The organism is Corynebacterium gerontici (assembly GCF_003813985.1).
In the GTDB taxonomy this organism is placed as follows: Bacteria; Actinomycetota; Actinomycetes; order Mycobacteriales; family Mycobacteriaceae; genus Corynebacterium; species Corynebacterium gerontici.
Map to the genome: position 1 here is coordinate 797,997 of NZ_CP033897.1, position 23,704 is coordinate 821,700.

At 56.5% G+C, this 23,704-nt stretch carries 29 protein-coding genes and 1 tRNA gene; 12 read left to right on the forward strand and 18 right to left on the reverse strand.

The annotated features are described in order from the left end of the window. Positions 1 to 40: 40 nt before the first annotated feature. The 3 genes from CGERO_RS03770 to CGERO_RS03780 all read left to right on the forward strand — a co-directional run bounded on the left by CGERO_RS03770 (position 41) and on the right by CGERO_RS03780 (position 1,719). Positions 41 to 616 (forward strand): DUF501 domain-containing protein, encoded by a 576-nt coding sequence (locus CGERO_RS03770; RefSeq protein WP_123933547.1) that lies wholly within the window; start codon positions 41 to 43, stop codon positions 614 to 616. Beyond that, the gene (locus CGERO_RS03775; protein ID WP_123933548.1) at positions 613 to 1,563 is read left to right on the forward strand and encodes a Ppx/GppA phosphatase family protein; all 951 of its coding nucleotides are present in this window, start codon (positions 613 to 615) and stop codon (positions 1,561 to 1,563) included. Before CGERO_RS03770 ends, CGERO_RS03775 begins: the two co-directional genes overlap by 4 nt. An 82-nt stretch (positions 1,564 to 1,645) precedes the next feature. Beyond that, positions 1,646 to 1,719 (forward strand) — tRNA-Leu (locus CGERO_RS03780). A gap of 69 nt (positions 1,720 to 1,788) precedes the next feature. Here CGERO_RS03780 and CGERO_RS03785 read toward each other — a convergent pair. The 12 genes from CGERO_RS03785 to CGERO_RS03835 all read right to left on the reverse strand — a co-directional run bounded on the left by CGERO_RS03785 (position 1,789) and on the right by CGERO_RS03835 (position 10,277). Continuing rightward, positions 1,789 to 2,112, reverse strand: a complete 324-nt coding sequence (locus tag CGERO_RS03785; RefSeq protein WP_206423916.1) for a hypothetical protein — start codon at positions 2,110 to 2,112, stop codon at positions 1,789 to 1,791. An 8-nt stretch (positions 2,113 to 2,120) separates the two neighbouring features. Beyond that, on the reverse strand, positions 2,121 to 2,954 hold the full coding sequence (locus tag CGERO_RS03790; protein WP_206423917.1) for a phage major capsid protein: 834 nt from the start codon (positions 2,952 to 2,954) through the stop codon (positions 2,121 to 2,123). A 132-nt stretch (positions 2,955 to 3,086) separates the two neighbouring features. Then, positions 3,087 to 3,542 carry a hypothetical protein gene (locus CGERO_RS03795; RefSeq protein WP_245998880.1) on the reverse strand — a complete coding sequence of 152 codons (456 nt, stop codon included), beginning with the start codon at positions 3,540 to 3,542 and terminating at the stop codon, positions 3,087 to 3,089. Then, on the reverse strand, positions 3,539 to 4,285 hold the full coding sequence (locus CGERO_RS03800) for a VG15 protein (RefSeq protein ID WP_123933550.1): 747 nt from the start codon (positions 4,283 to 4,285) through the stop codon (positions 3,539 to 3,541). Before CGERO_RS03800 ends, CGERO_RS03795 begins: the two co-directional genes overlap by 4 nt. Further along, positions 4,282 to 5,556 carry a phage portal protein gene (locus tag CGERO_RS03805; RefSeq protein ID WP_123933551.1) on the reverse strand — a complete coding sequence of 425 codons (1,275 nt, stop codon included), beginning with the start codon at positions 5,554 to 5,556 and terminating at the stop codon, positions 4,282 to 4,284. Before CGERO_RS03805 ends, CGERO_RS03800 begins: the two co-directional genes overlap by 4 nt. After that, entirely contained in the window at positions 5,553 to 7,025 is a 1,473-nt protein-coding gene (locus CGERO_RS03810) for a terminase TerL endonuclease subunit (RefSeq protein WP_123933552.1), read from the reverse strand. The genes CGERO_RS03805 and CGERO_RS03810 overlap by 4 nt, the downstream gene beginning before the upstream one ends. Positions 7,026 to 7,135: 110 nt before the next feature. Next, a complete protein-coding gene (locus CGERO_RS03815) occupies positions 7,136 to 7,480 on the reverse strand; it encodes a hypothetical protein (RefSeq protein WP_206423918.1) in 345 nt (114 codons plus the stop codon). 293 nt (positions 7,481 to 7,773) lie between these two features. Continuing rightward, a complete protein-coding gene (locus tag CGERO_RS03820; RefSeq protein ID WP_123933553.1) occupies positions 7,774 to 8,988 on the reverse strand; it encodes a DUF3631 domain-containing protein in 1,215 nt (404 codons plus the stop codon). A 6-nt stretch (positions 8,989 to 8,994) separates the two neighbouring features. After that, on the reverse strand, positions 8,995 to 9,156 hold the full coding sequence (locus CGERO_RS10665) for a hypothetical protein (protein WP_164470261.1): 162 nt from the start codon (positions 9,154 to 9,156) through the stop codon (positions 8,995 to 8,997). A gap of 63 nt (positions 9,157 to 9,219) precedes the next feature. Beyond that, positions 9,220 to 9,525, reverse strand: coding sequence for a hypothetical protein (locus CGERO_RS03825; RefSeq protein ID WP_123933554.1), 306 nt, complete (start codon positions 9,523 to 9,525; stop codon positions 9,220 to 9,222). Positions 9,526 to 9,627: 102 nt separating this feature from the next. Next, a complete protein-coding gene (locus CGERO_RS03830) occupies positions 9,628 to 10,080 on the reverse strand; it encodes a hypothetical protein (RefSeq protein WP_123933555.1) in 453 nt (150 codons plus the stop codon). Further along, on the reverse strand, positions 10,077 to 10,277 hold the full coding sequence (locus tag CGERO_RS03835; RefSeq protein ID WP_123933556.1) for a helix-turn-helix domain-containing protein: 201 nt from the start codon (positions 10,275 to 10,277) through the stop codon (positions 10,077 to 10,079). Before CGERO_RS03835 ends, CGERO_RS03830 begins: the two co-directional genes overlap by 4 nt. 137 nt (positions 10,278 to 10,414) lie before the next feature. Between CGERO_RS03835 and CGERO_RS03840 the strand changes: the two genes are divergently transcribed. The 4 genes from CGERO_RS03840 (at position 10,415) to CGERO_RS03855 (ending at position 14,585) form a co-directional block, all read left to right on the forward strand. Continuing rightward, positions 10,415 to 10,942, forward strand: a complete 528-nt coding sequence (locus CGERO_RS03840; RefSeq protein ID WP_123933557.1) for a helix-turn-helix domain-containing protein — start codon at positions 10,415 to 10,417, stop codon at positions 10,940 to 10,942. Positions 10,943 to 11,048: 106 nt separating this feature from the next. Next, entirely contained in the window at positions 11,049 to 12,080 is a 1,032-nt protein-coding gene (locus CGERO_RS03845) for a tyrosine-type recombinase/integrase (RefSeq protein WP_164470262.1), read from the forward strand. Between the two features lie 547 nt (positions 12,081 to 12,627). Beyond that, a complete protein-coding gene (locus tag CGERO_RS03850) occupies positions 12,628 to 13,605 on the forward strand; it encodes a helix-turn-helix domain-containing protein (protein WP_123933559.1) in 978 nt (325 codons plus the stop codon). Positions 13,606 to 13,742: 137 nt separating this feature from the next. Next, positions 13,743 to 14,585 carry a Bax inhibitor-1/YccA family protein gene (locus CGERO_RS03855; RefSeq protein ID WP_123933560.1) on the forward strand — a complete coding sequence of 281 codons (843 nt, stop codon included), beginning with the start codon at positions 13,743 to 13,745 and terminating at the stop codon, positions 14,583 to 14,585. A 59-nt stretch (positions 14,586 to 14,644) separates the two neighbouring features. On the opposite strand, the gene CGERO_RS03860 is transcribed toward CGERO_RS03855, so the two are convergent. From CGERO_RS03860 to CGERO_RS03870, 3 genes are all read right to left on the reverse strand, one after another. Beyond that, positions 14,645 to 15,079 carry a hypothetical protein gene (locus CGERO_RS03860; protein ID WP_123933561.1) on the reverse strand — a complete coding sequence of 145 codons (435 nt, stop codon included), beginning with the start codon at positions 15,077 to 15,079 and terminating at the stop codon, positions 14,645 to 14,647. A 21-nt stretch (positions 15,080 to 15,100) separates the two neighbouring features. Further along, positions 15,101 to 15,622, reverse strand: coding sequence for a transcription elongation factor GreA (greA, locus tag CGERO_RS03865; RefSeq protein ID WP_123933562.1), 522 nt, complete (start codon positions 15,620 to 15,622; stop codon positions 15,101 to 15,103). 109 nt (positions 15,623 to 15,731) lie between these two features. Next, the gene (locus CGERO_RS03870) at positions 15,732 to 16,169 is read right to left on the reverse strand and encodes a DUF4307 domain-containing protein (protein ID WP_123933563.1); all 438 of its coding nucleotides are present in this window, start codon (positions 16,167 to 16,169) and stop codon (positions 15,732 to 15,734) included. A 181-nt stretch (positions 16,170 to 16,350) separates the two neighbouring features. Between CGERO_RS03870 and mca the strand changes: the two genes are divergently transcribed. From mca to CGERO_RS03890, 4 genes are all read left to right on the forward strand, one after another. Further along, complete coding sequence (mca, locus tag CGERO_RS03875) at positions 16,351 to 17,217, forward strand: mycothiol conjugate amidase Mca (RefSeq protein WP_123933564.1); 867 nt, start codon at positions 16,351 to 16,353, stop codon at positions 17,215 to 17,217. Positions 17,218 to 17,317: 100 nt separating this feature from the next. Continuing rightward, entirely contained in the window at positions 17,318 to 17,590 is a 273-nt protein-coding gene (locus CGERO_RS03880; protein WP_123933565.1) for a hypothetical protein, read from the forward strand. Further along, positions 17,590 to 18,402, forward strand: a complete 813-nt coding sequence (locus tag CGERO_RS03885; protein ID WP_123933566.1) for an isoprenyl transferase — start codon at positions 17,590 to 17,592, stop codon at positions 18,400 to 18,402. The genes CGERO_RS03880 and CGERO_RS03885 overlap by 1 nt, the downstream gene beginning before the upstream one ends. Continuing rightward, positions 18,402 to 18,893, forward strand: a complete 492-nt coding sequence (locus CGERO_RS03890) for a flavodoxin domain-containing protein (RefSeq protein WP_245998881.1) — start codon at positions 18,402 to 18,404, stop codon at positions 18,891 to 18,893. The genes CGERO_RS03885 and CGERO_RS03890 overlap by 1 nt, the downstream gene beginning before the upstream one ends. On the opposite strand, the gene coaA is transcribed toward CGERO_RS03890, so the two are convergent. Next, complete coding sequence (gene coaA, locus CGERO_RS03895; protein ID WP_123933567.1) at positions 18,890 to 19,816, reverse strand: type I pantothenate kinase; 927 nt, start codon at positions 19,814 to 19,816, stop codon at positions 18,890 to 18,892. The genes CGERO_RS03890 and coaA overlap by 4 nt on opposite strands. 175 nt (positions 19,817 to 19,991) lie before the next feature. Between coaA and glyA the strand changes: the two genes are divergently transcribed. Further along, positions 19,992 to 21,281, forward strand: a complete 1,290-nt coding sequence (gene glyA / locus CGERO_RS03900; RefSeq protein WP_123933568.1) for a serine hydroxymethyltransferase — start codon at positions 19,992 to 19,994, stop codon at positions 21,279 to 21,281. A gap of 76 nt (positions 21,282 to 21,357) precedes the next feature. Here the strand turns inward: glyA and CGERO_RS03905 are convergent, their stop codons facing one another. Next, positions 21,358 to 22,980, reverse strand: coding sequence for an MDR family MFS transporter (locus tag CGERO_RS03905; RefSeq protein ID WP_245998882.1), 1,623 nt, complete (start codon positions 22,978 to 22,980; stop codon positions 21,358 to 21,360). A gap of 19 nt (positions 22,981 to 22,999) precedes the next feature. Then, a complete protein-coding gene (locus CGERO_RS03910) occupies positions 23,000 to 23,674 on the reverse strand; it encodes a TetR family transcriptional regulator (protein ID WP_123933569.1) in 675 nt (224 codons plus the stop codon). Positions 23,675 to 23,704 lie beyond the last annotated feature (30 nt).

The following is a 23,704-nucleotide window of genomic DNA, read 5'->3' on the forward strand; positions in this document are numbered from 1 at the left end:
TCGGTTCGTCAATCTTGGCAATGCATGTGAGAATGTTCGCATGACAGTTTCAGCATCCGACCTCGCAGCCGTGGAAGCACAACTTGGGCGAGCCCCCCGTGGCGTGCTTGACATTTCCTACCGATGCCCCGACGGGACTCCCGGAGTAGTGAAGACGGCACCAAAGCTCGAGGACGGCACTCCCTTTCCAACGCTGTTCTATCTCACTGACCCACGCCTGACCGCCGAAGCCTCCAGGCTTGAGGTAGCACAGGTAATGAAATGGATGAGCGAGCGTTTGGAAGCGGACGAGTCGCTGGCAAATGACTACCGAAAAGCTCACGAGGCGTTCCTTGCTGAAAGAAATGCCATCGAGGATCTGGGGACAGACTTCAGTGGCGGTGGCATGCCTGATCGCGTCAAATGCCTGCACGTGCTTATCGCCTACGCCCTGGCCAAAGGGTCGCAACATTTCCGGCTGGGAACTGAGGCAGTAGCCATGGCTGCGGATCATGCGGGCCTGCGCGGCACTGCAATTCCTGAACAGTGGCCGACCTGCGAGGAACTGGGCATAGATCTGGACCAATTTGATTTTTCGCGGGCTGCTACCCCTCAGCAGCCGGGAGCAACGGCATGACCCGGGTAGCGGCAGTTGATTGCGGCACCAATTCCATTCGCCTACTCATCAGTGAGGTTCGGGGTGGGGAATTGATAGACGTCACGCGTCAGATGAAAATTGTGCGTCTTGGCGAAGGCGTGGATGCCACGGGCGCTTTTTCCTCTGAGGCGATTGCACGAGTGCGCAATGCCCTTGAAGAATACGTAACCGTGATGCTCGAAGCTGGTGTGGAGAAGGTGCGGATGGTGGCAACATCGGCCACCCGCGATGTCAGCAACCGCGAAGCTTTCATCCGCATGACAGCATCGCTGCTGAGCAAAGTCTCTCCCGGTGCGCAGGCTGAGGTGATCAGCGGTGAAGAAGAAGCCGAACTTTCTTTCAAGGGCGCAGTGGCTGATCTCGACCCGGCTGCAGGCCCGTTTTGTGTAATCGACCTCGGCGGCGGATCCACGGAATTCGTTGTGGGCGAAGCAAATGGAACGTTGCTTGGCGCGCATTCAACGCAAATGGGCTGTGTGAGGCTGAGCGAAAGAATCATGCGAGCAGATCCTCCGACACCCACCGAGGTGGAAATTGCCCAGGAGTATGTGGCAAAACGCATCAACGAGGTGGAAACGATCGTGCCGATTGAGAAGGCCAACACCTTTGTTGGCTGTGCCGGCACATTCACGACCATCGCGGCGTTGGCGCTCGGTTTGGAGCGTTACGACGCCACCGCAATCCACAACGCGGTGCTCAGGACGGCGTCGCTGCACACCATTACGCAGCAGCTCATCAGTGAAAGCGTTGCCAAGCGCTTAACCCACCCCGTCATGCATCCGGGGCGAGCCGATGTGATCGGTGGTGGTTCTGTTGTGGTGGACGGCATCATCGACATGATTCACCGCAATACTGAGGCTCAAAGCATTGTTATTTCCGAGAAGGACATCCTGGATGGGATTGTCGGCAGTTTGATTAGCGATTAGGAATCCGCTTTTGCCAGCGGATTTCTAGCATCGGGCACGTGGTGCGATATGCTGGTTCCCGCGCAGATTCAAGTTTCTGTGCGCCCCTATAGCCCAATTGGCAGAGGCAGTCGACTTAAAATCGATCAAGTGTGGGTTCGAGTCCCACTGGGGGCACTTCTACCAGGGAAAACGTGCCCGCCGTCCCCAAATTTCGGGAAAACGGGCACGGAAAAGGCACACTTTTCAGCCCGTGGCAGTCTTGCGGTAGCGATTCAAAATCTGCTGCTCACCAAGGGTAAGCCCATTGAATCCCTTGCCTAAGGACTGTCCCATTTGTCCAACTGTGAGGTTGATGGCCACCTGTGAAGGGTTGCCGTGAATCCTTGCAGCGACAAGCAAGATCACACTCTCAACCCCAGGCCGGTACCGGCCGCTCATGGTCTTGTGTCGCCCTCGACAGTAAGCATCAACGATGCCTTCAGCAGCAATCAGGGACATGCTTGCGTGCTCATTACTCGCTTCTGGTTGCCCACCGTCACGCGCTAAAAGGGCTTGGAGATCACTCACCGAAGGCATTACTCAGTCTCCAGCAGGATCACGCCCTCAGGGCGAAGCAGGCCAAGATCAAAGCGCGTGGTGACTCGAATGCCCACCTTGTCGTATTCCGCGTAGCGCTCCGTGAGGATCGTCATGGTCGGATTCTGGTCACGTACCACGGCAATTTCCTTCGTGTTGGCCAGAATCGCCTTGCCCGCTGGAAGCTTGTTGGTCACAGTCACCGGCACATCAAACAGCCGGTAAGCGGCGCTGCCAGTGAGGTCGGACTGCATGATGTAACGCCCGTTGCCGTCCTTCAGCTTGCGCAGAGTGAAGAAGTCACCACCGTTGAGAATGAGGCGGTTCGGGGTGACTTCCTTCGAAGCCGCAAGAGCCAGCGCGTCCAGAAGACTGTCAGTGTCTTCTAAGTCCATGGTGGCCTTCGTAATCTCTGGCTGATTGATGATGCCCGTGATGGTGTTATCCGAGCCGTCGCCGGTAAGCAGCGCAGTGTCCAGGGCGCTGGCAATGTCACGAACGAGGCGCTGCTGCAAGAGCTCCTGCACGCCCGTCTTTGCCTGTCGGATCATCTCATTGGTGATCGTGATGATGGACTTGATCGACTTACGCTCAGTGGGCATGAGCTGAAGTTCATCAAAGTCAGCTTCCCCAGCATCCGGGATCAGCTCACCTTCGCCTACCCATGCGGGGGTGAAGCCGCTAACCAGCTTCTTGATGCGAAGCGGCTCAGAAGAGTTGAACACCGTCGGGTTCGCTGCGAGCACAACACTTTCGGCTTCGAGCGGATCCATGAGCATGGGGGCAATTTGCGGCTCGATGAGAGCAGCGGTGTTGGTGGTGTTGATTGACATGAAAATCTCCCCTTTCAAGGAAGTAGAAAACGAATCGGTGTTTGCTACTCCTCCGGGGAGTGAAGCGAAGGGGCATCTCCGGGACGCTAGGGATAGTGTATACCCCTTCGTAATTTCGTCACAGTGACGAAATTACATTGCGCGGATCAGATCGATCAGCCCCATAGGTGGCTTCGAGTCGCCACGCGCGCCTTGCCCAATGTCGCCGGACACTTTGCGGGAACGCAACCCTGGCTTGCGCTCCAAGAGTGATCCAATTGCCTCCTGAAGCGCTTCTGCGTCGTCGAGGTATGCCTCTTCGAAGGGGAGGTCTTCAGGATCAGCCAGCCGCCCATCCATGCTGACCAGCGCCCGAAAGAGCTTGGTCTGCAAATCCTCGGCCTTTGCTTCCGCCTCCTTTGCGCGTTCCCGGTAGCCAGCGGACTCCTTGCGCAGCTTTTCGACGTAGCTACGGTCAAACGAATCCCGCTCCGTTTGCTCCTGCTGATTGGCCTCTGGCTCAGGTTGAGCTTCGGCGTCCGCTTCCAGTTGTGCCCCGTCTACGGGCGCTTGCTCGTTGATTGCTTCTGCTTGTACTTCGTCGCTCATGCCAATGCTCCTTGTTCTGCTCTGAATGCTTGCCCGAATGCGGTTGTGCTACCGGCGTGCCGCCACATTCGATACAGGCGATCAGCTTCATGCTTTCCCGCCCAATTGTTTGGATCACGGACTATGACAACCCGACAATCACAATGATCATGGAAGAAGTTTCCATTTCCGCCCGCTCCTTGCTTCGTTGCGTACACAGCGCCGCGCGAAGCGAGCATTGCGCAAAAGGCGCAGTTCTCCTTTCCTGAAAGCTGCCTTGCGTACATCACGCCGTTGCGGCGCGCTGTGTCGAAGATGGCATCCCGCCCAACTTGTTTCGTATGGCGCGCCACCCCCGCCGTGAGGCGTCGCTGCATTTCCAGGATCACCTCTGGCTCATGGGGCATCCACGCCGGGGCAACCCGCCTGGATTGCATGTTCACAGTCGCCGGATCGAAAAGCTCGAGCTGTGCCAATTGAGGCTTCTGGCCAAGTCCCGCGCAACGTCGAACCAGCTTTTGCAGCGCCGGAAGACGGTACGGGCGTTGTTTGGCAATAACCAAGTCAGGATGCTCCGTGACCAACCCCGCGCTCTCAGCGGCGAATACCGCCTGCCTACGCTGCACAACCGCCGGGAACAGCTCAGAAGCCAAGGCGTCAGCCTGCTCGAGTGAGGCGGGTACACCAAAGCTATTGATCAGTTCTTCAACGGCAACTGCTGTGTCACGATCAACCGCCGCGTACACCGCCTTCAAATCGCTCATAGGGAGTCCACGCCGATCTTCTCGCGCGCCTCTTGAGTGGACAGCACCCCAAAGGACAGCAGTTTCGTTACAGCATCCGACTCTTGCGCCATTGAACGAGTAGCGGGTGACGCCCAACGAATCTCAGCGTCTACCGCCGAAACATCCGCCTCGCGATCAATCGCAATCATCAGGCGCAAAGCTTGCTCAATTGCCAGACCAAGTACCCGAATTCTCGATTCAGCCCTAGCAGTCAGTGACGCTTCAGCCGCGCGAATTGCATCTGCACTCGTAGGGTTCGAGGTGGTCACGCCCATCATATGCGCCGGAAGTGCAGACACGGCCATGATCTGTTGCAAGATCAAGTCCACCGCCGTGCGATAGCCGCTCAGGTTCGCCCCCTCGAGTTGCCCAAACTTCGCATCAGGTGATTCCACTGTCCACATTGAATTACCTTCAGCAAAAGGAGTCACAGCCTGGCCTTCAAGCGGATCGTCAGTCATGGCGGGATCATCGGCCATGAATCCATCCGGGTGCTCTTCGAGCTCAACACCCGCCGCCCAACGCTTCGGGCGCGCCACCGACTCGGAAGCAACGATCATGTCAGCAAGAATCTTTGAAAGTGCATCAACCAGTTGCGCAAGATCATCGATCACGGAATGACCATGAGTGTCAGAGAGTCGATCCACATTAATAAGTGGAACAACTGGAACCACACCTAGCGGATTGAACTGCGAACTTTGCTGAACCAGGGAACCTTGCCCATTGCGAACAAAATGACGTACCTCATCTGGCTCATACAAGACCACATGTTCAGCCACCACAGCACCAAGATGATTTCGCTCAAACCATCGTTTCACCGCGTGAGTGACCTCATTGTTTACCGGATCATGTGCGGTGATCACTTGTTCAGCAGACTCGGCCGTGATCGTGGGAATCCCATACCGATCAGTCCACACCGCCAAATAAGCTGAACCAAGAGCGAGCGCATCCGCAAGCACAGACTGCAGAATCTGATCCATATTGCAGCGCCGCCACAACCAATTCGCCCTTGCACTTACATCCTCCCCGCCCACATTGGCGGCGACCGCCTTCGGGCGCATGCGCTCAGCCACTGAATTCACCGCTAAGCGACAGATATTCACCGAAAAGAACTCCAAGTCGCCTTCCACCTCATCGGAAGTGAACCGCAACTTCTGCTTGCCCCGGTAGCGCGCATCACGCTTTGCAATCACAGGTTGCGCAAGCTCCAACCTTTGGATCATCTGCTCAACCACATCATTAGTGTTCATCGTCGAAAACCCCTCACTGTTCTAGCCTTACGATTCTTTGGCGACCCCAACCAACTGCAGCGGCTATACGCCATGATCAGACACGCCGCTAGGTCAATCTTTTGCCCCCTCGACGGTTTCGATAGCTTCATACCGCGTTGCGATTCCTCCACAGAGGCGCGCAACACATGCGCAGAAAGCTCCGACTCCCCAGAGTGAGTCAAAAGTTCAGCGCTCACAGCAGTACGCAAATCTTGCGTCGCCGGACTCAAGCGCTGTGTAGATTGCGGAAACTTGTGAACCGGTAGCCCATCTTCAGACAGCACTTGCAGCGAGCGTTGCCAGCGAAAAGGATCGGCAACCACTTCCACAACTTTGAATGTTGCCGCAAGCTCCCGTATCCGGTCTTCCACCTCAAGGACAGGCACCTCGTATCCCTCTTCCTGCTTATGTGGCTCCCACAACCCGCCGATCTGAAAATGAGGCCTCGAAGACACACTGCCAACCAGAATCGCAGTCGAGTCGTTGTTCATTGACCCATCAAGCGACAGCACTACTTTCGACCCTCGAGGGATACGCACATCAGGCCTCGAGCACCGCTTCCACGCATCAGGTGGGACAGCGGGCTCAGCAGATTGCTCAACCCATTGCCCAAGACGCGCCCGCCTGAACTCCAACTCCCTCGTCGTAGGCGGCAACTGTCCCCGAATAGCCTTCTCCGAAAGCCAATCACCATACGCAGGATTAGCGATAGCCCACGTTTCAGGATCATCAATCGGCAATGAAGGATCAGCACCAAACTCAACTAGCTTGAAGCTTCGGTCTTCAGCATTTGCACGGCCACGAACCACCAAATCCCACAAAGGAGAAATGTCCTTAAATCTCGCAGGGGAAGGTGTACCAATAGCCAGCACTTTGGAGCCTTCACGCTTACCGGCGGAAAAGATCGTGGCCTCGAAACTGTCCTTGCGAACAAAACCAATCTCATCAACGATGCCCAAAGTGAGGTCTTCGCCCTCAATTCGTTGCGCTTCAGCGGGAAGGGCTAGCAGCTTGGAATCCGTCGCCGGTATCTCAATCCGATCAATGTAGACCTTGCAGCGCTTCGCTAGCTCTTCGTTGAGTTCCACCATGCGCGCCGCTGTCTTCAACATGGCCGTTGCCCGCCGCTCATCCTGAGCCACAATCGCGCAACGAGCACCCTCAATCCCCGACATGAAAATGTGGTGCAACCCGATAGCGGCGGCTAAGCCACTCTTGCCATTGCCACGCGGAATCACCCAACAAGCAAGCGAAGTCTCAGGATCATCCAGCAACGTGCGACACATCTCCACCTGCCAATCACGCAACAGCAACGGACTACCCGCCCCCTTGCCTCGAGGAACCCGTAGATAGCGACTGCAGAACAGACGAAGTTGATCAGCGCCCTTACTTCGAGGCTTCCACGGCAATGGCGAAAGCTCAGCCGCCTTTTTGGGACCAGCTCCCATTACCAACCTCCAATCTCACTATGTGGGATAGTGTATCTCAAAATAATTCTCTCTCGTGTTTAGCCATCGGGGGCGCTCGCGTTGGCTTTGGGGGATAGCCCCCAGGTGCTCTAGGGGCGCGCGTGGCTGATTTTTTCTTCCCGCGCATGGGTTCCTCTTGCTGCGCCTCGTTTGCGGTTGCATGAGCCGCATACAACGTCAATGTCTTGGAGGCGGATCGCTTTGCCTTGGGCTTGTCGTTGCCAAGCTTGTGGGCTGTGATCGGCCTGAAGATCGGCAGTTGCGCCGCAATCTGAACAGAAGGGTTGGAGGCGGCGGGCACGTTCCGAGAGCCTGCGCCAACGGGAGTTGTAGCCGCGCTTATTTGGTGATGGTTTGGCTGAGTGTGCGGTGTGCTCTGGGCATCGTGTTTTGTTGCTTGGGGTGCCGCAGATGATGCAATAGGTGTTTGTCATGGTCGATCCTTTCTCTAGGTGGTGTGCCTAGTTGTGTGCCAGTTTTTCGGCTGTGTCTACGAGTTGGTTCGCGAGGGCAAAAGTTTCGGCAATGGTGAGTAGATGGCGCGTGTTGCCTAGGTAGAGGCAAACGTATGGATTATTCGTCTTGCGTGATTTATGCGCATGAACTTTTGCGGTTGTTTCTTGCTCTGGGATTAGCATGGGTATTGCTCCTTGCCTTGAGGTCGGTTAGAGGGGGGGCATGTCTTAGAAAGTGGACGAAGTGGACGAAGTGGACGGCTTCGGTAGTTTTAGGTAGATCCGTCCACTTCGGCCGGTTCGTCCACTTCTAAAGGGTGTGTGGGTCGAAGGGTGGATGCCCAGGCGGATTCAAAGGAGTGGCGATAGTACCCGCGTCTCCGGTCGCCGATTCCGGGGCGTTCTGGACGAATATTAAATTGTTTGGTTAATACTCTGGATAGACCGTGGGGTGTGAGGTCGCCGTATTTGTGTTCGGAAGTCCACTGTGTTGGGGAGGTGCGTTTGATCCCTGCGAGCAGGTCGGTAGTTGGCCAGAACCCACAACCTTCAGGCCATGCATCACGAATATCTTTGAGAAGCATGACGTGCCTGGGAAGGTTTTCCAGTCCCGCTTCCGCGTCCGTCTGAATGTCCTCGAGGTGCTCTGCAATGAGCTTCAGGCAACGTTCTTCCCACTTCCCGCCCGCCGCGCGGGCTACCACAAGCATGGGCTCCCACACTTCCGCGCTTCGCCCGGTCAGGCCTTTTGGCAAGTCCGGAATATCTTTGGCCACTGCGTCCTGCACGCTCAGTGCCCATTCAGCGACCTTTGCGCCTAGTGCGAGGGCATCGTCTTCAATGACGCGCCACCGGGAAGTCTCCACAGTGCCTTCGCGGTCGGGGAGTAGAAGTATTCGAATGCATCGTTGCCGGGTATCTTCTGGGAGTTTTGGGGAGTTACCGGCCATTGCAACAGCAGCGAAGAGTGGGTGTTCTTCGGTTTCCCAACCGCCATCTTTCAGCGGCGTAAGCACAGGACGGGTGGCACCTTCGCGGTACCCCGCGTTGATCACAGCGAACACTTCCTTGCCCACATCTGTGTTCATGGTGAGCGACTTTTCGGCTTCATCAATGAGAATGGTGCGAGGGGCAACCGACAGGGTTCTTGCGATCAAGGCAGGGGAAGAGATCACGGCGGCTTGCATGGCTGCATTGCCGAGGCGGTTGATGTGGTCTAGGACTGTGCTTTTGCCTGAGCCTGGAACCGGGGATTCGATGAGTAGGCGGGGACTTTGCCCAAGTGAAGGTAAAAGGTAGGTGTGTGCGATCCAGAGAGTGAGGATGTGCAGATCACCCTCCGAGGCGGTCTTAATGAAGCGCCCTAGCCAGTCTCGGACTTCTTCGAGCACGTTGTCCTTGTGGGCGTACTTTTGCGCAATGTTTTCCGTGAGCTCGAGGGTCTTACGCGCGGCTTGCTTGCCTTCGAGGGCGATCTGCTGTGTCACCTCTTGTTACACCCCCTCGCACATGCGGTAAATGTCGAAGCCACGATCATTGCGGTGCTGGTAGGGCGCGAGGCGGTAGGTTGCCTCGAGGCGGCGCTGAAAGCATCTTTGAGCTTCGCGAAATGCTCTCAGTGGTTCCCCCTCGAGAGGGAGAATTTGTGATAACATGACTTTTACCTTTCTGATGTCCCCTCTCCCCACCACCACAGCAGGGAGGGGGCATCGTTTTGTCTAGTGACGAATCTGGAAGGAATCCTCAATGCTCTTGAGGTAGTAGCACTTCTCGCAGGGGTAGTACTCTGCGGGCTGTTGCTTGACTGTGGCGATCCCTACGGCGCGTTTTCTTGGGAAGCGGATACCGCAGAGTGTCACGATTTCTGGCAGTGCAAGTCCGTCGTCGAGCCGATCATTGATCGGAATGTGTACGGGACGCTTTCTTGGCTTCTGCCTGTTAGACTTGGGGTTGCTGTCCTGCTTTTTGGTGGGTGCCGTCTTGACTGTTGCCGCAGTCGAGGCGGTTTTCTTTTTGCTTGGCATGAGTGTCACCTTTCTTGGGGGTTGAGGTGGTTGTTGATTTCTCGAAGCTCCCAGAAGATTTGATCCAGGCGCTCAATCACGTCGTAGATTTCCGCCACGTGGTTAGGCTCCTTCGAACTTTGGTGGAGTAGTGCCGGTGTAGTGCATGAGGATTGTGACTGTGGGAATGTAGTCTTCGTCTGCTACCTCTTCGCCGCCTAGCCAGATCGGGATTCCGTTGCTGTAGCTGGTGTCATTGGGGCTACCGCCGTTAGAGCTGAGTTCGAGCTGCATTGCGTTATCGAAGCGCTCGAGAAGGTCTTCAAGCTCTTCGAGGTAGGTGATGACTTCTTTGAGGTCGAACAAGTCGAGCACTTCATCAAGCACATCTCCGACGGACTTGAAGTACGAACCGCTGTCGAGAGTCCTGCGAGTTTTGGCAGGTAGGGCGCGGTAGAGAGATTCGCCGTTGATTGCTTTGAGGTTGTCGATGCAAGCGCCTAGGTCGGCGCTCCTGCCTGCCGGGTCTGCGAAGTTATAGAGAAAGCGAAGAACATCTGCAGTGTTGTGGCTCATTCCGCATCCACCGCCCCTGAAGTGAGCTCGAGCGATTGAAGCATCTGTGCTCGCGGTACGTAATAGCGTCCACCAACTCGCTTCACTGGAAAAGGAAGCTTCCCCTCGCGCGCAAGGCGGTACGCCGTAGACCTTGCCATATTCATGAGGCTTGCCGCCTCGAGTAGCGGTGCCATAGGTGGCAGATTTTCAGTCATGATGAGTCCCCTGAATTAGGATGAACAAGAACTCTCAGAAACGGATGAATGCTTTCCGCTTTTGAGTTACCTAAAAAGTATCAATTAACCGCAATTGAGTCAAGCGATTTGAGTGAATTTGAAGAAAGGTGCAGCTCATGGGCTCTTTGCCGAAAAACTGGGCAAACGTGAATGTGAAAACATTGCGCGGCTTGTCAGGGATGTCAAGAAGGCAACTAGTTGAGGAGTTGGGGTACCGAGGTGTTAGCCTCCCGCAAACTTCGTTAAGTCGGATTGAAAACGGCGAGCAAGCAGTAAAGATCGAAGAAGCTATAGCTTTTGCAGATATCTTTGAAGTGCCGCTGGAAGGTTTCCTGCTGGAGCCAATTGGGGATAGTGAATATCAAGTAAATTTGGCTAGATACAACGAGGCCAAGCGAAATTTAATTGCCAGCTTGAAAGACATTGATTACGAATGGTCAAGTGCATTCAAATCCATAGAATTAATCCGAGAGTTGTCTGGTCAAGTATCCGATCCGTCAACGAAGGAAATATTTGAAAAATTTGGTTACATCTTTGAGGAAGCGGACGAATCCATAAACCGTTTGGGATGGGTCGAATCCATGTTCCAAATTAATGAACTCAACGGCTCAAGTCGTATCAATCGCAATGTCTCGAGGCCGTGATCCGCTAGAGCCGGGGAATACCGGAAGTGTTTCCTACGAGAAAACCCCCGGCGGGAAGTGGCGTGCTCGTTGCCGCCTTGCACTTTGGGATGGAACCACAGTTCAGGTGAAGGCAACCGACACGTCGAAAGCTAAGGCACTCCAAAAGCTTCAAACTCGCTGCAAAGATCGCCTCAACTACAACGGCGCGCTCAGCAACAAGCTCAGCGGGACGTCCAAAGTTAGTGACGTGCTTGCATATTGGCTCGAGAATGAGTGCGAGGTGAAGCCTCAAACGCGGGATCGATACCGAACCGCGATCAACAAGCACATTGTTCCGGCGATCGGGAACCGACGCATCAAGTCCATTGCCCCCTATGATCTTGACGCGCTTCTGCATAGTATCCCCCGAGGCGCGGTGGGCAATTGCAAGAGTGTCCTCAAGCAATCATTCGCTATGGCGCATCGTATGGGGCTCGCTTCCGGTAACCCCATGCTTTCAGTACGCCCAATCAAGGAGGAGTCAAAAGAGGTTAAGGCGCTCAGCCCAGATGAGATTCAGCGACTACGCACAAATCTCAAGCGCTCAGGCAACGACCTACTTATCGATGTAGTTGATCTCTGCTTCGTTACCGGACTTAGGGTAGGAGAAGTACTTGGGCTCAGGTGGGAAGACGTGGACTTGGATGCAACCCCGCCAGTGCTTCGCATACGAGGCACTATCGTCTACGACTCTGAACTAGGGAATCGGCGTCAAGATGCCCCAAAGACACCGAAGTCAATTCGCACGCTGGAGCTTGCACCCTTTGGGGTAGAAACACTTCAGCGTCGCCGCCACCTGCAAGAGCACTTCGAGATGGTGTTCCCCTCAGAAGCTGGAAACTACATGTGGCATTCAAACTTCAACCGACTCTTTCGGAAATGGCGTGGGGAAGAATTTGGAGGCGTTGGGATTCACAAGATCAGGAAAACCTTCGCCTCCACCATGTACGAACATTCCGGGATCGACTCAACCCAAGCCGCCCTAGGTCACTCGCATAGGGAAATGTCGGATTCCACTTACATTGCTCGATCAGAGAAGCGTGTGCAGATTGCTCAGGCGCTCAGCGAGATGGAACGAGTGCTACGCGGGCACGAAAAAGGCACGGAAAAACACTGAGCGTTAAAGGTGGTTCATGGACACTTTTGAGCACCTTAAGCGCTGTTCATGGGCTATTTTGAGCAAATTTTTGAATACTGCTGAATATTGGTAAACACCGAGAATTAACGCCGATCAAGTGTGGGTTCGAGTCCCACTGGGGGCACTATCTCTTTTCTCCATTCGCTTTCCATTTCGGGGTTCGCTAGCGAAGGCGCAGCAAACTGGCAGCTTCTTATCAGCTTGCACAGAGTGCTTCATCAGCATGTTTTCCTAGGGTGGTGTGCATTCGACATCACGCACGAGCATCTTTCACCCAAGGAGTGTTTATGACTACCTCACAGGCTGTGTACCATCTCCAGCCGGCGGATCCATATAAGGCGGGCGCTTGGACCTATGTGCCGGAGCGTGCGCACCAATCCTTTTCGGGTTTTTCGGCTCAGCGTCACAACCGGGTACCGGAATCAGCGTCTCCGCGTCATCGAAGCTGATAGTCGCCCAATCTTCCTTCAGCACTAAACTTAGGCTAACCTTTCACTTGTAAGTGTTTGAGAGAAAGGTGAGCGCCATGATTGCCTCAGAACGAAGCAACACGTTGCACTGGTGCGTGGAAGGCCATGCCACGCTGATTTCGCCCGACAGTTTGGTTCCAGTGCGTGCCGGAGACTTGGTCCTCGCAACCCAGGGATGCGTCATCGAGGGTGAAGCCACCCTGTTGCCGTTGAAGACTCAGCACGAAATCTTCCAGGCTCGTCGCATTCGCTTGGGCAAATCTTGGAATGACGCCATGGTCTACGAGTTCTCTCGTCAACAACTGGTACACCACGAGCTTTCTCAGTCGATTGCAAATCTGGTACGCCCGAAGTTCAGCGCACCACGCCTCCCGCAGGATCCAAAGGCAAAGACGGTGGCTGAGTACCTCCGGAAGCATCCAGCATCCCAAAAATCTTTGGAAAAGTTCGCCCAAGAGCAGCACATCAGCGCCAGAACGCTTCAGCGCCATTTCCTCCAGGGCACCGGACTGGTATTTAGCGAGTGGCGAGCAGCGTGCAGGGTGCAGGCAGCGATCGGACTCCTCGAACATCGGATCCCGGTGCAGGAAATCGCCCGTCGTGTTGGTTTCCAGGCAACTTCCTCGCTGAACCGGGCGTTCCAGCGGCATACTGGCTGCACACCAGTGGCGTATGTCGCGCAAGCGGCTACGCACAACCTCACCCCGCCCCCGGTGCCGAAGAGTACGATTTTCGCGCGTTCTCAAACCGACGTGGTGATGTGGATGTACGAAGGCTCAGCGACGGTCACCACTCCGGGCTACTGCCGTTTTGTTACCAAGGGTGACACCGTCACGATTCCTGCTGGTACCGATACTCGGTTGGACGTGGCCGCAGGATCGATTGCCCTTCCAATTCCACTCGCGCACGCAGATGGCTGCATGTCACTCGAGCTCATTGCGACGCTAGCGCAGCGGGCCGTCGCTGAACCCCTATTTCAGATCGCCTTGCCTGAGGTCCGTGAAGAGCAGTTTTCAGAGGAAGTACCGCAGTAGCTTTCTTTGAGCTTGCTTCCTTGAGCAGATGCTGCACATCTGGGAACTAAAATGATTTGTGATGCGTTAGAAGTGATAGAGAAGATCATTTCTTCCACACAATTCTTGAACACCTTTTGAAAGGATCATTCTTTCTTATGCGTAGCAGCAACCCAGTGTTGACCTCGCTTACTCAACCGCAGCGTGGCCAGCAGGCCGCGTACGCGTCAGGGATGCAGGCAAATCCTTATCAGGGCGCTTATCAGCAAGGCGGCCTCCAGCACGGTGGATACCCCGCCGCTGAAGTGGCGGATCGCCCCATGACCGTCGATGATGTGGTGACTAAAACTGCCATCACGCTCGGTGTCATCATTGCCGGTGCAGTCTTGAACTTCTACCTCTTGCTCACCCAGCCCGGTCTGGCCCAGATCTTGACCTTCGTCGGCATGATCGGTGGCTTAATCACCGTGATGGTGAGTACCTTCGGCAAGAAGTTCGGGTCAAAGGCAGTCACCTTGACCTACGCGGCGTTTGAGGGTCTGTTCGTTGGTGGCATTTCCGGACTACTCACCGGCGTCCAGTTCAGTGGAGCCAACGCCACCGTGATGATTGGTCAGGCGATTCTCGGTACCGTGGGCGTTTTCGCTGGCATGCTCTGGGTGTACAAGTCGGGTGCTGTGAAAGTGACTCCGAAGTTTCAGCGCCTGCTGCTCGGCGGCATCGTCGGCGTACTGGTGATGAGCCTGGGTAGCTTGCTCATTGGCATGTTCACCGGAACCAACCTGCTGTACGACGGCGGCCCAATCGCCATCGTGTTCTCGCTGGTGTGCATCGTCCTCGCATCGCTGAGCTTCCTGAGCGACTTTGACCTTGCAGATCGCCTCATCCGCCAGGGCGCTCCCTCCCAGTACGCCTGGGGCGTGGCTCTCGGTCTTGCCGTGACGTTGGTGTGGCTCTACACCGAAATCCTGCGTCTACTCAGCTACTTCAACCGCAGCTAAGCAGTAGTGCAAAAAGCCGCCACTGGAATGATGTGGCGGCTTTCTTCATGTTCAGCGCGTTAGTATGTCACTGCGTTAGAAAACGCTGGGCCTTCGGGGGTCATCACTGGGTCGCTCAGCACCAGGGTCACCGTCCAGGTTTTCGGTTTTGAACACCGTTTATCTCCGCAGTCGGATGTGGAGTAGGTACCGGTTCCCACCGCGCGTTCAGAAGACCAGCTCTTCCACTTCACCTTTTTAACGTAGGTGGCTTCGTGGATGCAGTCCAGCATGACGGTATTCGGCTTCATCGCTGGGTCTTCGATGCAGTTTTTCCAACCTGGAATCGCCTTTTTGGGATACGGGGCGCTTGTCGACGCCTTCGTCGATGACGAGGCGCTACTTGCAGCGGGAGTTGCCGTTTTCGCTCGGGAAGCCTGGCAACCGCTTAGTGCGCTACCCACGGCAACGGCCGCCACGAGAGCGATGGCGGCCGGTTGTCGATGAAGTTTCATGGCAGGAAAACCACAGGTGTCTTAGGTGTTGCGGGGGGTCGCAGCCTTAGTGGAGTCGTAAGGAGCGGCGGATTCCACAGTCACTTTGATGGTGCGGCCGTTCGGCGCGGTGTATTCGCGGGTTTCTCCCTCTTTGGCGCCGATGATCGCCGCGCCAAGAGGAGACTGCTCGGAGTAGGTCTCGAGATCCTTGTTGTCGCTCGCTGCAGCGCGGGTACCGATGAGGAAGGTTTCCTTATCGGAGGGATCCTCGTTGTAGTAGACGTGCACCACGGAACCAACGTAGGCCACGCCATCGACGATGCCGGCGCGTTCGGTGGTGGAATTTGCCAGGATCTCGGAAATCTGCTTGATGCGAGCTTCTTCCTGATCCTGCATTTCGCGAGCGGCATCGTAGCCCGCGTTCTCCTTGAGGTCGCCTTCTTCGCGGCGCTCGTTAATTTCTGCTGCGACCACGGGGCGGTGGGCGATGAGGGCGTTCAGCTCTTCTTCAAGCTTTGCCTTCGTTTCAGGGGTGATGTACTGCTTTTGGTTCTCAGCCATGTTCGTTACCTCGATGCGTCACTTTGGTGTTCATTCGCGCTACCAATGGTGAAGCCCCGACGCTGCGGGGCTTCATTGGCAAGATTCTCAGATATTTTAGCATTGAAGATTAGTTGCTGGGCGCATCCGGTGCTTCCAAGTAGAAAGGCAGCGTGGTGGCGCAACCGTACACGTCGGCCGAAACGCCGGGCTCGCGAGTGGAAATCACCGTCTCAAAGCGCTGGGTTCGCTGGCCGCCAGCGGGAATAACGACTTCTCGACGTCCAACTTCTGCCATGTCGTAGTTGAGTGCCTTGACGATGCAGTACGAGTCGGTATCCGTGTCGTCTCGCGTGACGTCGAAAGAAAGCTTGAATTGCTCGTCGTTGAGCTGGGTGACTTCAGCGGTCTTGCCGGTAATCGTCATGGCCTGTTGTTGCTTCACAAGCCTGAACGCAGCGATAGCCACTGCGAACACCATCACGAGGATCAAAATGGCAAGCAATTTGCCGCTCAACGTGGATTGCTGGCTAGTATCGGCGCCGGAGGCATATCGTTTACGGGCCATGTTCAACAGCACTCCTTGCAACTTTTGCTTGAGTAAATCTCTCTAAGGGACTAGTACATAATAGCCAATGATGCTCGCGCTAGGATGGTTCAACGTTATTGGCAGCATCGAGTAGCGTGCAAGCAGCCCGAAGGCTGTCGGACGCTCCGGCATCCTGAGCACCAACCCGTGAGGAAGATCCGTGGCAAAACATAGACTCTTGGCAATCCACGCCCACCCAGACGATGAGTCCAGTAAGGGCGCCGCAACCATGGCCAAATACGCTGCAGAAGGCAACGAGGTCATGGTGCTCACGTGCACGGGCGGGGAGCGCGGAGACATTCTCAATCCCGCCATGAACAAGCCAGGTGTATTAGAAAACATTAGCGCCATTAGAAAAGAAGAAATGGCTCGTGCGATCGCCGCTATCGGCGCGAAGCATGCGTGGCTTGGTTATGTCGATTCCGGCCTGCCGGAGGGTGATCCCTTGCCGCCTCTACCGGAGGGAAGTTTCGCGCTGGCGGACACCGATGAAATTGTGGCGAAAGTCGTTGCAGTAATCCGCGAGTTTCGGCCCCACGTCATCATCACCTATGACGAGAACGGTGGCTATCCCCATCCTGACCACCTGAAGGTCCACGAGGTTTCCATGTTGGCGTGGGAGCGCGCGGGTGATGAGCAGTACCGCCCTGAGTTGGGCCCAGCATGGAAGCCGCTGAAGCTCTACTACACACACGGTTTTATCCGGCAGCGCATGGAAATGTTTCACAACCTGCTGCTGGAACAAGGCCGACCGAGCCCCTACACCGACATATTGGAGCGTTGGAAGGCAAACAAAGCCGACGTCATGGCTCGAGTGACCACGCAAGTGCATGTTGCCGAATATTTCGATCAACGAGACGAAGCCTTGCGCGCCCACGCCACACAAATCGACCCAGCCGGGACGTTCTTTGCCACGCCAGTCGATGTGCAGCAGCGACTCTGGCCCACTGAAGAATTTGAATTGGCCGCGACTCGGGTAACCACCTCAATTCCAGAGGATGACCTTTTTGCGGGTATCGAAGCCTAATCTGAATGCTCACACGCTCGGATCGTGACCCCGGAGGGGGTTGTACGAGACGCTAGAATAGACACGTTCGCACTATGAAACTTTGCAAGGAGCACACGCTATGACCACCAATTTGCTGATTTTGGCCCAACAAGGCCCGGGGCCGGTGGGCTCGGAATTTGGTAAGGCCTCACCGGTGGGGTGGCTCGTGCTCGTTGCCCTGCTCGTGGTGGTGCTGTATCTCGGTTATGCCTTCCACCGTCGCTACTCCAGGTTGAATCGGCGCCGCATGTTCGCAGAAGCGCATGGCCTTGATGTGTTCGACGAAAAAGCAGTGGACGAGGCAATGGCGGAAGCGGGGGTGCTTGACCGCCGGAAGAAGCACTGGTTGTGATGCGAGGCGCAGAACTGATTCAGACACTGCAGCAGCGCGCCCGAAGCGCCGCTGATGCTGTGCTCTATCCCGTGTACGAGCGGCGTTTGCGCAGGGAAGTCGCGGGGCTAGCCCAGCCTAAGCACGTCGCGGTGATGTGCGATGGTAATCGTCGATGGGCGCGGCAGGCTGGTTTTGCAGACATTAGCCACGGTCATCGTGTTGGGGCTCGCAAAATTGGTGAATTGGTGCGCTGGTGTCAAACCACCGATGTAGAGCTGGTCACCGTCTATCTTTTGTCCACAGAGAATCTGGGACGCGAGTCGGACGAGCTCGAACTGCTTTTTGACATCATCGCGGAAGTTGTTAACGAGCTTGCAGACGAAGACACCAACTGCCGCGTCCGAGTGGTTGGTCACCTCGACTTGCTTCCGGATTCGGTAGCGAAGCGGCTACGTCACGCTGAGGACCTCACCTCAGGGCACTCGGGTATCGCTGTCAATGTGGCGGTTGGCTACGGGGGCCGTCAGGAAATTGTCGACGCCGTACGTGAACTCATCGATGATGCCGCGAAAAGCGGTGTACCTGCGGATGAATTGGCGCGGGTGGTGAGCGTGGACTCAATTTCCAAACACCTCTACACGTCGGGACAGCCTGATCCCGACCTCGTGATCCGAACTTCGGGTGAACAGCGCCTGTCCGGATTCCTGCTGTGGCAGGCGGCGTATTCGGAGATCTGGTTCACCGACACTTATTGGCCCGCGTTTCGTCGCCTGGACTTCCTGCGCGCCTTGCGTGAGTACTCAAAACGCAGCCGACGGTTTGGCAAGTAATGGTGCACATTCGCTATCAAAGCATCTACGGTTCAACCCGCACCTATGCGCTGGCACTGGCGCAGCAGTTAGGGGTTGAGGCTCTCGACTTTTCACACCCGGTAGCCGAAGGGGAGCCCGTCATCGTGATGTCTTACGTGCACGGTCCGGTGATTCCCGCGCTGCATTACATCCGCGAGCACAATCTTCAAGATCATCCCCTTGCGGTGGTGGCGGTGGGTATGACCCCGCTTGCCGACGCCCAACGCAAAGACCAACTGGCCTCGCACCTGGGGGCTGACGTGGCGCGCTTTTACCTGCCGGGCCGCCTGTTCTATTCGGAGCTGCAGCCCAAACACCGCGCCGTCATGCGGTCTTTGGTGGCATTGCTGCGCCCGAAGCCTCGAAAAAGTGATGCCGAAATGGCGATCCTCGAAGGCTACGGAAAGGATATTGACTGTCGTGACATGGCGGCGCTGGAACCCATAGTGGCGTGGGCTCAAGAGTGTTAAAGTTTGCGCATCCTTACACGCTGTACTGTGTGATCCGATCCTTTAGAAAGCACGAGTGACGCGCGAACTCTCGTGGGTTGAATATTTTCCACCAGGTTGGGCAAGTTAATCGTTTGCCAAATCTTTCGGGCCTCAGCCACAGCTCGCTCGTCATCAAAGTCCGCATAGTGAGAGAAGTGGGCGCCAGGCTCGCGGAACGCCGAGCCACGCAACGTGAGGAATCGTTCGATGTACCAGCGCTCAATGTCTTCGGTGTGTGCATCCACGTAGAGGGAGAAATCGAAAAGATCACTCACGGTGAGCGTGGGGCCAGTTTGGAGAACGTTTAATCCTTCGATGATGAGGATGTCGGGGCGGTCTACGTTGATGAACGTATCCGGGACGATGTCGTAGGCGGTGTGGGAGTAGACCGGTGCCTGCACATTGGGTTTGCCGGATTTTACGTCGGTAACAAAGCGCAGTAGTGCACGGCGATCGTAACTTTCTGGATAACCCTTACGGTTGAGCATGCTGCGTTCACGCAGCGTGGCCGTCGGATATAAAAAGCCGTCGGTGGTGACCAGGTCCACCCGGGGATGCGATTCCCAGCGTTGCAGCAACACTTGCAGGAGCCTGGCGGTAGTGGATTTGCCCACCGCAACTGATCCAGCGATTCCAATGACAAAGGGCACGTGGGGCGCCGGAGCACCAACGAAGGTCTCCACGGATCTGGTGAGGGACTGGCGGGCGTCGACAAGCAAATGGATCAGACGGCTGAGTGGCAAGTACACCTCTGTGACTTCATCGAGGTCGATGTTTTCACCGATACCGCTCAGCGCCACTACTTCGTCTTCGGTGAGCACCTGCGGCATCGATTTTCTGAGCTCGTGCCATGAGGTGCGGTCGAAATCAAGGTATGGGCTTGCGTCTTTGAGGCGGGCCATGCCTCCATTGTGCCCCGCGGGGTGGGAGTCAACCGAATCGGGTGAAGCGCTGGCAGGGGCAAAAACGGGGGATGGGCGCTTTGGGTGTGCGTTAGACTAGCCACGACGTAACCGCAGTGGGAATGTGAGATGCGTCGAGGAATGACCCCCTAAGGAAAGGTGATGTGGCTTCACCATGGCACAAGACATCCGCAATATGCCGCTGAGCGAACTCGATCCTGAGGTGGCTCAGGCCATCAACGACGAGTTAGGCCGTCAGCGTGGCACCTTGGAGATGATCGCTTCGGAAAACTTCGTGCCCCGGGCCGTTTTGCAGGCGCAAGGTTCGGTGTTTACCAACAAATATGCCGAGGGTTACCCCGGGCGTCGCTACTACGGTGGCTGCGAATACGCGGACGTGGTGGAAGATCTCGCCCGCAACCGAGCCAAGGAACTCTTCGGCGCGGAATTCGCTAATGTGCAGCCACATGCCGGCGCGCAGGCAAATGCCGCCGTTTTGATGGCGCTGGCAAATCCCGGCGATAAAATCATGGGCCTGTCCCTGGCTCACGGCGGACACCTCACCCACGGCATGCACCTGAACTTCTCCGGAAAGCTCTACGAGGTAGCTGCCTACGAGGTAGACCCAGAAACCTTCCGCGTGGACATGGACAAGGTTCGTGAGCAGGCATTGCGAGAAAAGCCGCAGGTTCTCATCGCCGGGTGGTCTGCATACCCGCGCCAGCAAGATTTCGAGGCCTTCCGCTCCATCGCCGATGAAGTTGGCGCCAAACTGTGGGTGGACATGGCGCACTTCGCAGGGCTGGTAGCCGCAGGGTTGCACCCCACGCCGGTGCCCCACGCCGATGTTGTTTCCACCACCGTGCACAAGACCCTCGGTGGTCCCCGCTCTGGCATGATTTTGGCCAAGCAGGAGTACGCGAAGAAGCTCAATTCGGCGGTGTTCCCCGGACAGCAGGGCGGGCCGCTCATGCACGCGATCGCGGCGAAGGCCGTGGCCATGAAGGTAGCCGCTAGCGAGGAATTCAAGCAGCGTCAGGAACGCACACTGGAGGGGGCGCGCATTATTGCAGAGCGCCTCACTGCTTCCGACTGCAAGGAAGCAGGCGTGGATGTGCTCACCGGCGGCACCGACGTGCACCTGGTTTTGGTAGATCTGCGCAATTCCGAGATGAATGGCCAGGAGGCCGAGGATCTGCTGCATGAGGTTGGCATCACCGTCAACCGCAACGCGGTGCCGTTTGATCCTCGCCCGCCGATGGTTACCTCCGGCTTGCGCATCGGTACTCCGGCGCTTGCCACCCGTGGCTTTGAGGCCGCAGCGTTCAGCGAGGTTGCGGAGATTCTTGCCGAGGCATTGAAGAACGGTAAGGCAGCCGACGTGAACTCCCTGCGTCAGCGCGTTGAGACTCTTGCACAGCAGTACCCGCTCTATGAGGATCTGGAGAACTGGGGACTGCTCTAAGCATTCGGAAGCTCAGTGTAGAAAACGCCCCTTAGCTCTCAAACGTTGGAGCTAAGGGGCGTTGGGCGTCGAAAAGCTAGGCTTCGGCGACGTTAGGGTCCGCTGAGTTGTCGGCTTCCATCATGCGCGTGGTCTCACGCAAAGGCTCGTGCTTGATGGCTGACACCAGTAGGAAGGCGATGACCACCAACGGCATGAGCACGATGAACACGGGCATAAGGGCGTCGTGGTAGGAGGTGATGAAGGCCTCGTGCAGCGGGCCGGGGAGTTGATCAACCAGGGTAGGGGTCACGCTGTTCGCGTCAATGCCCTGGCCGGCCACAGCTCGCGCCTGCTCGGGTGGGAGCTGCTGGGTTGCGGCCGGAAGGCGCTCGGTGAGCAATGGCTTGAGGTTGCCCACGAAGAGACCACCTACCAGCGCTGATCCGATGGAGGCGCCGATTTGGCGCACGAAGTTGTTCACGGCAGTAGCAGACCCGACCACGTCCATAGGCAGAGTGTTTTGGACAACGAGTACCAACACCTGCATACCCAGGCCAAGACCAACGCCGAGGGTAAATAGGCAGAGCCCGATGTACCACAGCGAAGAATCGACCTTGATGGCGTGGAACATGAACAGTGAAGCGAACACGATGGCCATGCCGATCATGGGGAAGTGGCGGTAGGAGCCCGTTTTGGTGATGCGCTGACCTGACCAAATGGAGCAACCCATCATGCCGACCATCATCGGGATCATCATGTAGCCGGCCTCGGTCGCGGAGATCCCCGAAACCATCTGCAAGTAGGTGGGCAGGTAGCCCAGGACGCCGAACATGGTGATGCCGATAACCAGCCCGGCGAGGGTGGTGACGGTGAAGTTGCGATTGGCGAAGAAATCCAGGGGGATGAGGGGATTTTTTGCGCGCTTTTCGACGACGACCAACAGGGACGCACCAATGACCGTGCTCGCGATCAGACCGATAATCAGCGGATCAGACCATTCGTAGGTGGTGCCGCCCCAGGTGGTGAACAGAATCAGTGAGACGGTGGAGATGATCATGAGGATGGTGCCAGCGTAATCCCACTGCAGCGCCTTCTTTTCCGCCTTGGGGATGCGCAGGCGCCACATGGCGATGCCGATGGCGACGATGCCCAGGGGGATGTTCATCCAGAAGGCCCAACGCCAGCCGATGCCTTCGGTAAACCAACCGCCGAGTAGTGGTCCGAGCACCGCCGAGAGGCCGAAGATGCCACCCATGACGCCCATGAAACGGCCACGTTCGCGGGCGGGGACGACGTCGGCGATGATGGCCTGCGAGAGGATCATCAGACCACCGGCGCCGATGCCTTGCACTGCGCGGCCGAGAATGAGGAGCGCCATGGTGTGGGCGACGCCACCGATCATTGAACCGAGAAGGAAGATGGTGAGGGCGCCGATGAACAGTGGCTTGCGGCCGACGATATCGCCAAGCTTGCCGTAGATCGGGAGCATGATGGTCTCACCGAGCATGTAGGCGGTAATTACCCACATCATGTGGTCTACACCGCCGAGCTCGCCAACGATGGTGGGCAGAGCGGTGGAGAAGATCATCTGGTCGAGGCTGGCGAGCAGCATCGCAACCATGAGTGAAGAAAGGACCCACCAGGCACGTTTGCGTTGCTCAGGGGTCATCGAGGATTCGCGCTTTTGGCGCTTTCGCTCTTTGACGTTGTTCGTCATTGTGTTCCTTTTGTTTCGTTTATGCCTGGAGTAGGTCAATGGTGGCTTGCAGCATTCTGGAGCTTGTGGCTCGCAAATGTGCGGGTGTGAGATTGCCGGAGTGTTTGGCGGACTGCATGGCCGACATCACCGCGGAAAACACCACCCCGGTTAGTGCCCTGGCCTCGTCCTCGGCTGACTCCTGCGTCCTTCTGGCCTGCGGAAAGTGGGCGAAGTATTCGCTCACCGCCTCTGTCACGGCTTCGCGGGCTCCATGAAAGCGGGCGATTTGGTGGCGAATGAACGCCGGTTCCTGTTCACAGATGCTTTTTCTGCGGGCTTCCGTTGCGGCATCGAAGAGTGAGTCACGATTGGGGTCCAGAATGAGGGATACCAGCAGACTCAGGGTGGATGCGGGCAGGTTTGCGTGTTGCTGGGAGCAGAACGCCTGCACTTCTTCTTCGCTGAGTTCGCGGTGTCCGGTGCCGAGCACTGCCTCTTCTTTTGAATTGAAGTAATTAAAAAAGGTACGCCGGGAGATGCCCACCGGCGCACAAATTTCGTCCACGGTGACCTCGTGGAATCCGCGCTCGAGCACTTGCTGCGTGGCGGCAGCTTCGATCGCTCGGTGGGTTCGGATGCGTTTGGCTTCCCGGTGGGAAAGTGTGGGATCGCTGTGGGAACCCGTGGGATCCGTGTGGGATTCTGTGGACATGTCTGCGATTCTATGCCCAATATTGCACAG

What these genes read in the sequence shown, in the direction of transcription:
- CGERO_RS03800 (WP_123933550.1), bottom strand. Translation starts at nt 4,285, where the DNA reads ATGAGCGATTTGAAGGCGGTGTACGCGGCGGTTGATCGTGACACAGCA.
- CGERO_RS03795 (WP_245998880.1), bottom strand. Translation starts at nt 3,542, where the DNA reads ATGAGCGACGAAGTACAAGCAGAAGCAATCAACGAGCAAGCGCCCGTA.
- CGERO_RS03805 (WP_123933551.1), bottom strand. Translation starts at nt 5,556, where the DNA reads ATGAACACTAATGATGTGGTTGAGCAGATGATCCAAAGGTTGGAGCTT.
- CGERO_RS03810 (WP_123933552.1), bottom strand. Translation starts at nt 7,025, where the DNA reads ATGGGAGCTGGTCCCAAAAAGGCGGCTGAGCTTTCGCCATTGCCGTGG.
- CGERO_RS03815 (WP_206423918.1), bottom strand. Translation starts at nt 7,480, where the DNA reads ATGACAAACACCTATTGCATCATCTGCGGCACCCCAAGCAACAAAACA.
- CGERO_RS03890 (WP_245998881.1), top strand. Translation starts at nt 18,402, where the DNA reads ATGGTGCACATTCGCTATCAAAGCATCTACGGTTCAACCCGCACCTAT.
- CGERO_RS03825 (WP_123933554.1), bottom strand. Translation starts at nt 9,525, where the DNA reads ATGCCAAGCAAAAAGAAAACCGCCTCGACTGCGGCAACAGTCAAGACG.
- CGERO_RS03910 (WP_123933569.1), bottom strand. Translation starts at nt 23,674, where the DNA reads ATGTCCACAGAATCCCACACGGATCCCACGGGTTCCCACAGCGATCCC.
- CGERO_RS03790 (WP_206423917.1), bottom strand. Translation starts at nt 2,954, where the DNA reads ATGTCAATCAACACCACCAACACCGCTGCTCTCATCGAGCCGCAAATT.
- CGERO_RS03905 (WP_245998882.1), bottom strand. Translation starts at nt 22,980, where the DNA reads ATGACGAACAACGTCAAAGAGCGAAAGCGCCAAAAGCGCGAATCCTCG.
- CGERO_RS03770 (WP_123933547.1), top strand. Translation starts at nt 41, where the DNA reads ATGACAGTTTCAGCATCCGACCTCGCAGCCGTGGAAGCACAACTTGGG.
- glyA (WP_123933568.1), top strand. Translation starts at nt 19,992, where the DNA reads ATGGCACAAGACATCCGCAATATGCCGCTGAGCGAACTCGATCCTGAG.
- CGERO_RS03830 (WP_123933555.1), bottom strand. Translation starts at nt 10,080, where the DNA reads ATGAGCCACAACACTGCAGATGTTCTTCGCTTTCTCTATAACTTCGCA.
- CGERO_RS03885 (WP_123933566.1), top strand. Translation starts at nt 17,590, where the DNA reads ATGCGAGGCGCAGAACTGATTCAGACACTGCAGCAGCGCGCCCGAAGC.
- CGERO_RS03870 (WP_123933563.1), bottom strand. Translation starts at nt 16,169, where the DNA reads ATGGCCCGTAAACGATATGCCTCCGGCGCCGATACTAGCCAGCAATCC.
- CGERO_RS03850 (WP_123933559.1), top strand. Translation starts at nt 12,628, where the DNA reads ATGATTGCCTCAGAACGAAGCAACACGTTGCACTGGTGCGTGGAAGGC.
- CGERO_RS03860 (WP_123933561.1), bottom strand. Translation starts at nt 15,079, where the DNA reads ATGAAACTTCATCGACAACCGGCCGCCATCGCTCTCGTGGCGGCCGTT.
- coaA (WP_123933567.1), bottom strand. Translation starts at nt 19,816, where the DNA reads ATGGCCCGCCTCAAAGACGCAAGCCCATACCTTGATTTCGACCGCACC.
- CGERO_RS03835 (WP_123933556.1), bottom strand. Translation starts at nt 10,277, where the DNA reads ATGACTGAAAATCTGCCACCTATGGCACCGCTACTCGAGGCGGCAAGC.
- CGERO_RS03880 (WP_123933565.1), top strand. Translation starts at nt 17,318, where the DNA reads ATGACCACCAATTTGCTGATTTTGGCCCAACAAGGCCCGGGGCCGGTG.
- CGERO_RS03840 (WP_123933557.1), top strand. Translation starts at nt 10,415, where the DNA reads ATGGGCTCTTTGCCGAAAAACTGGGCAAACGTGAATGTGAAAACATTG.
- CGERO_RS10665 (WP_164470261.1), bottom strand. Translation starts at nt 9,156, where the DNA reads ATGTTATCACAAATTCTCCCTCTCGAGGGGGAACCACTGAGAGCATTT.
- greA (WP_123933562.1), bottom strand. Translation starts at nt 15,622, where the DNA reads ATGGCTGAGAACCAAAAGCAGTACATCACCCCTGAAACGAAGGCAAAG.
- CGERO_RS03775 (WP_123933548.1), top strand. Translation starts at nt 613, where the DNA reads ATGACCCGGGTAGCGGCAGTTGATTGCGGCACCAATTCCATTCGCCTA.
- CGERO_RS03855 (WP_123933560.1), top strand. Translation starts at nt 13,743, where the DNA reads ATGCGTAGCAGCAACCCAGTGTTGACCTCGCTTACTCAACCGCAGCGT.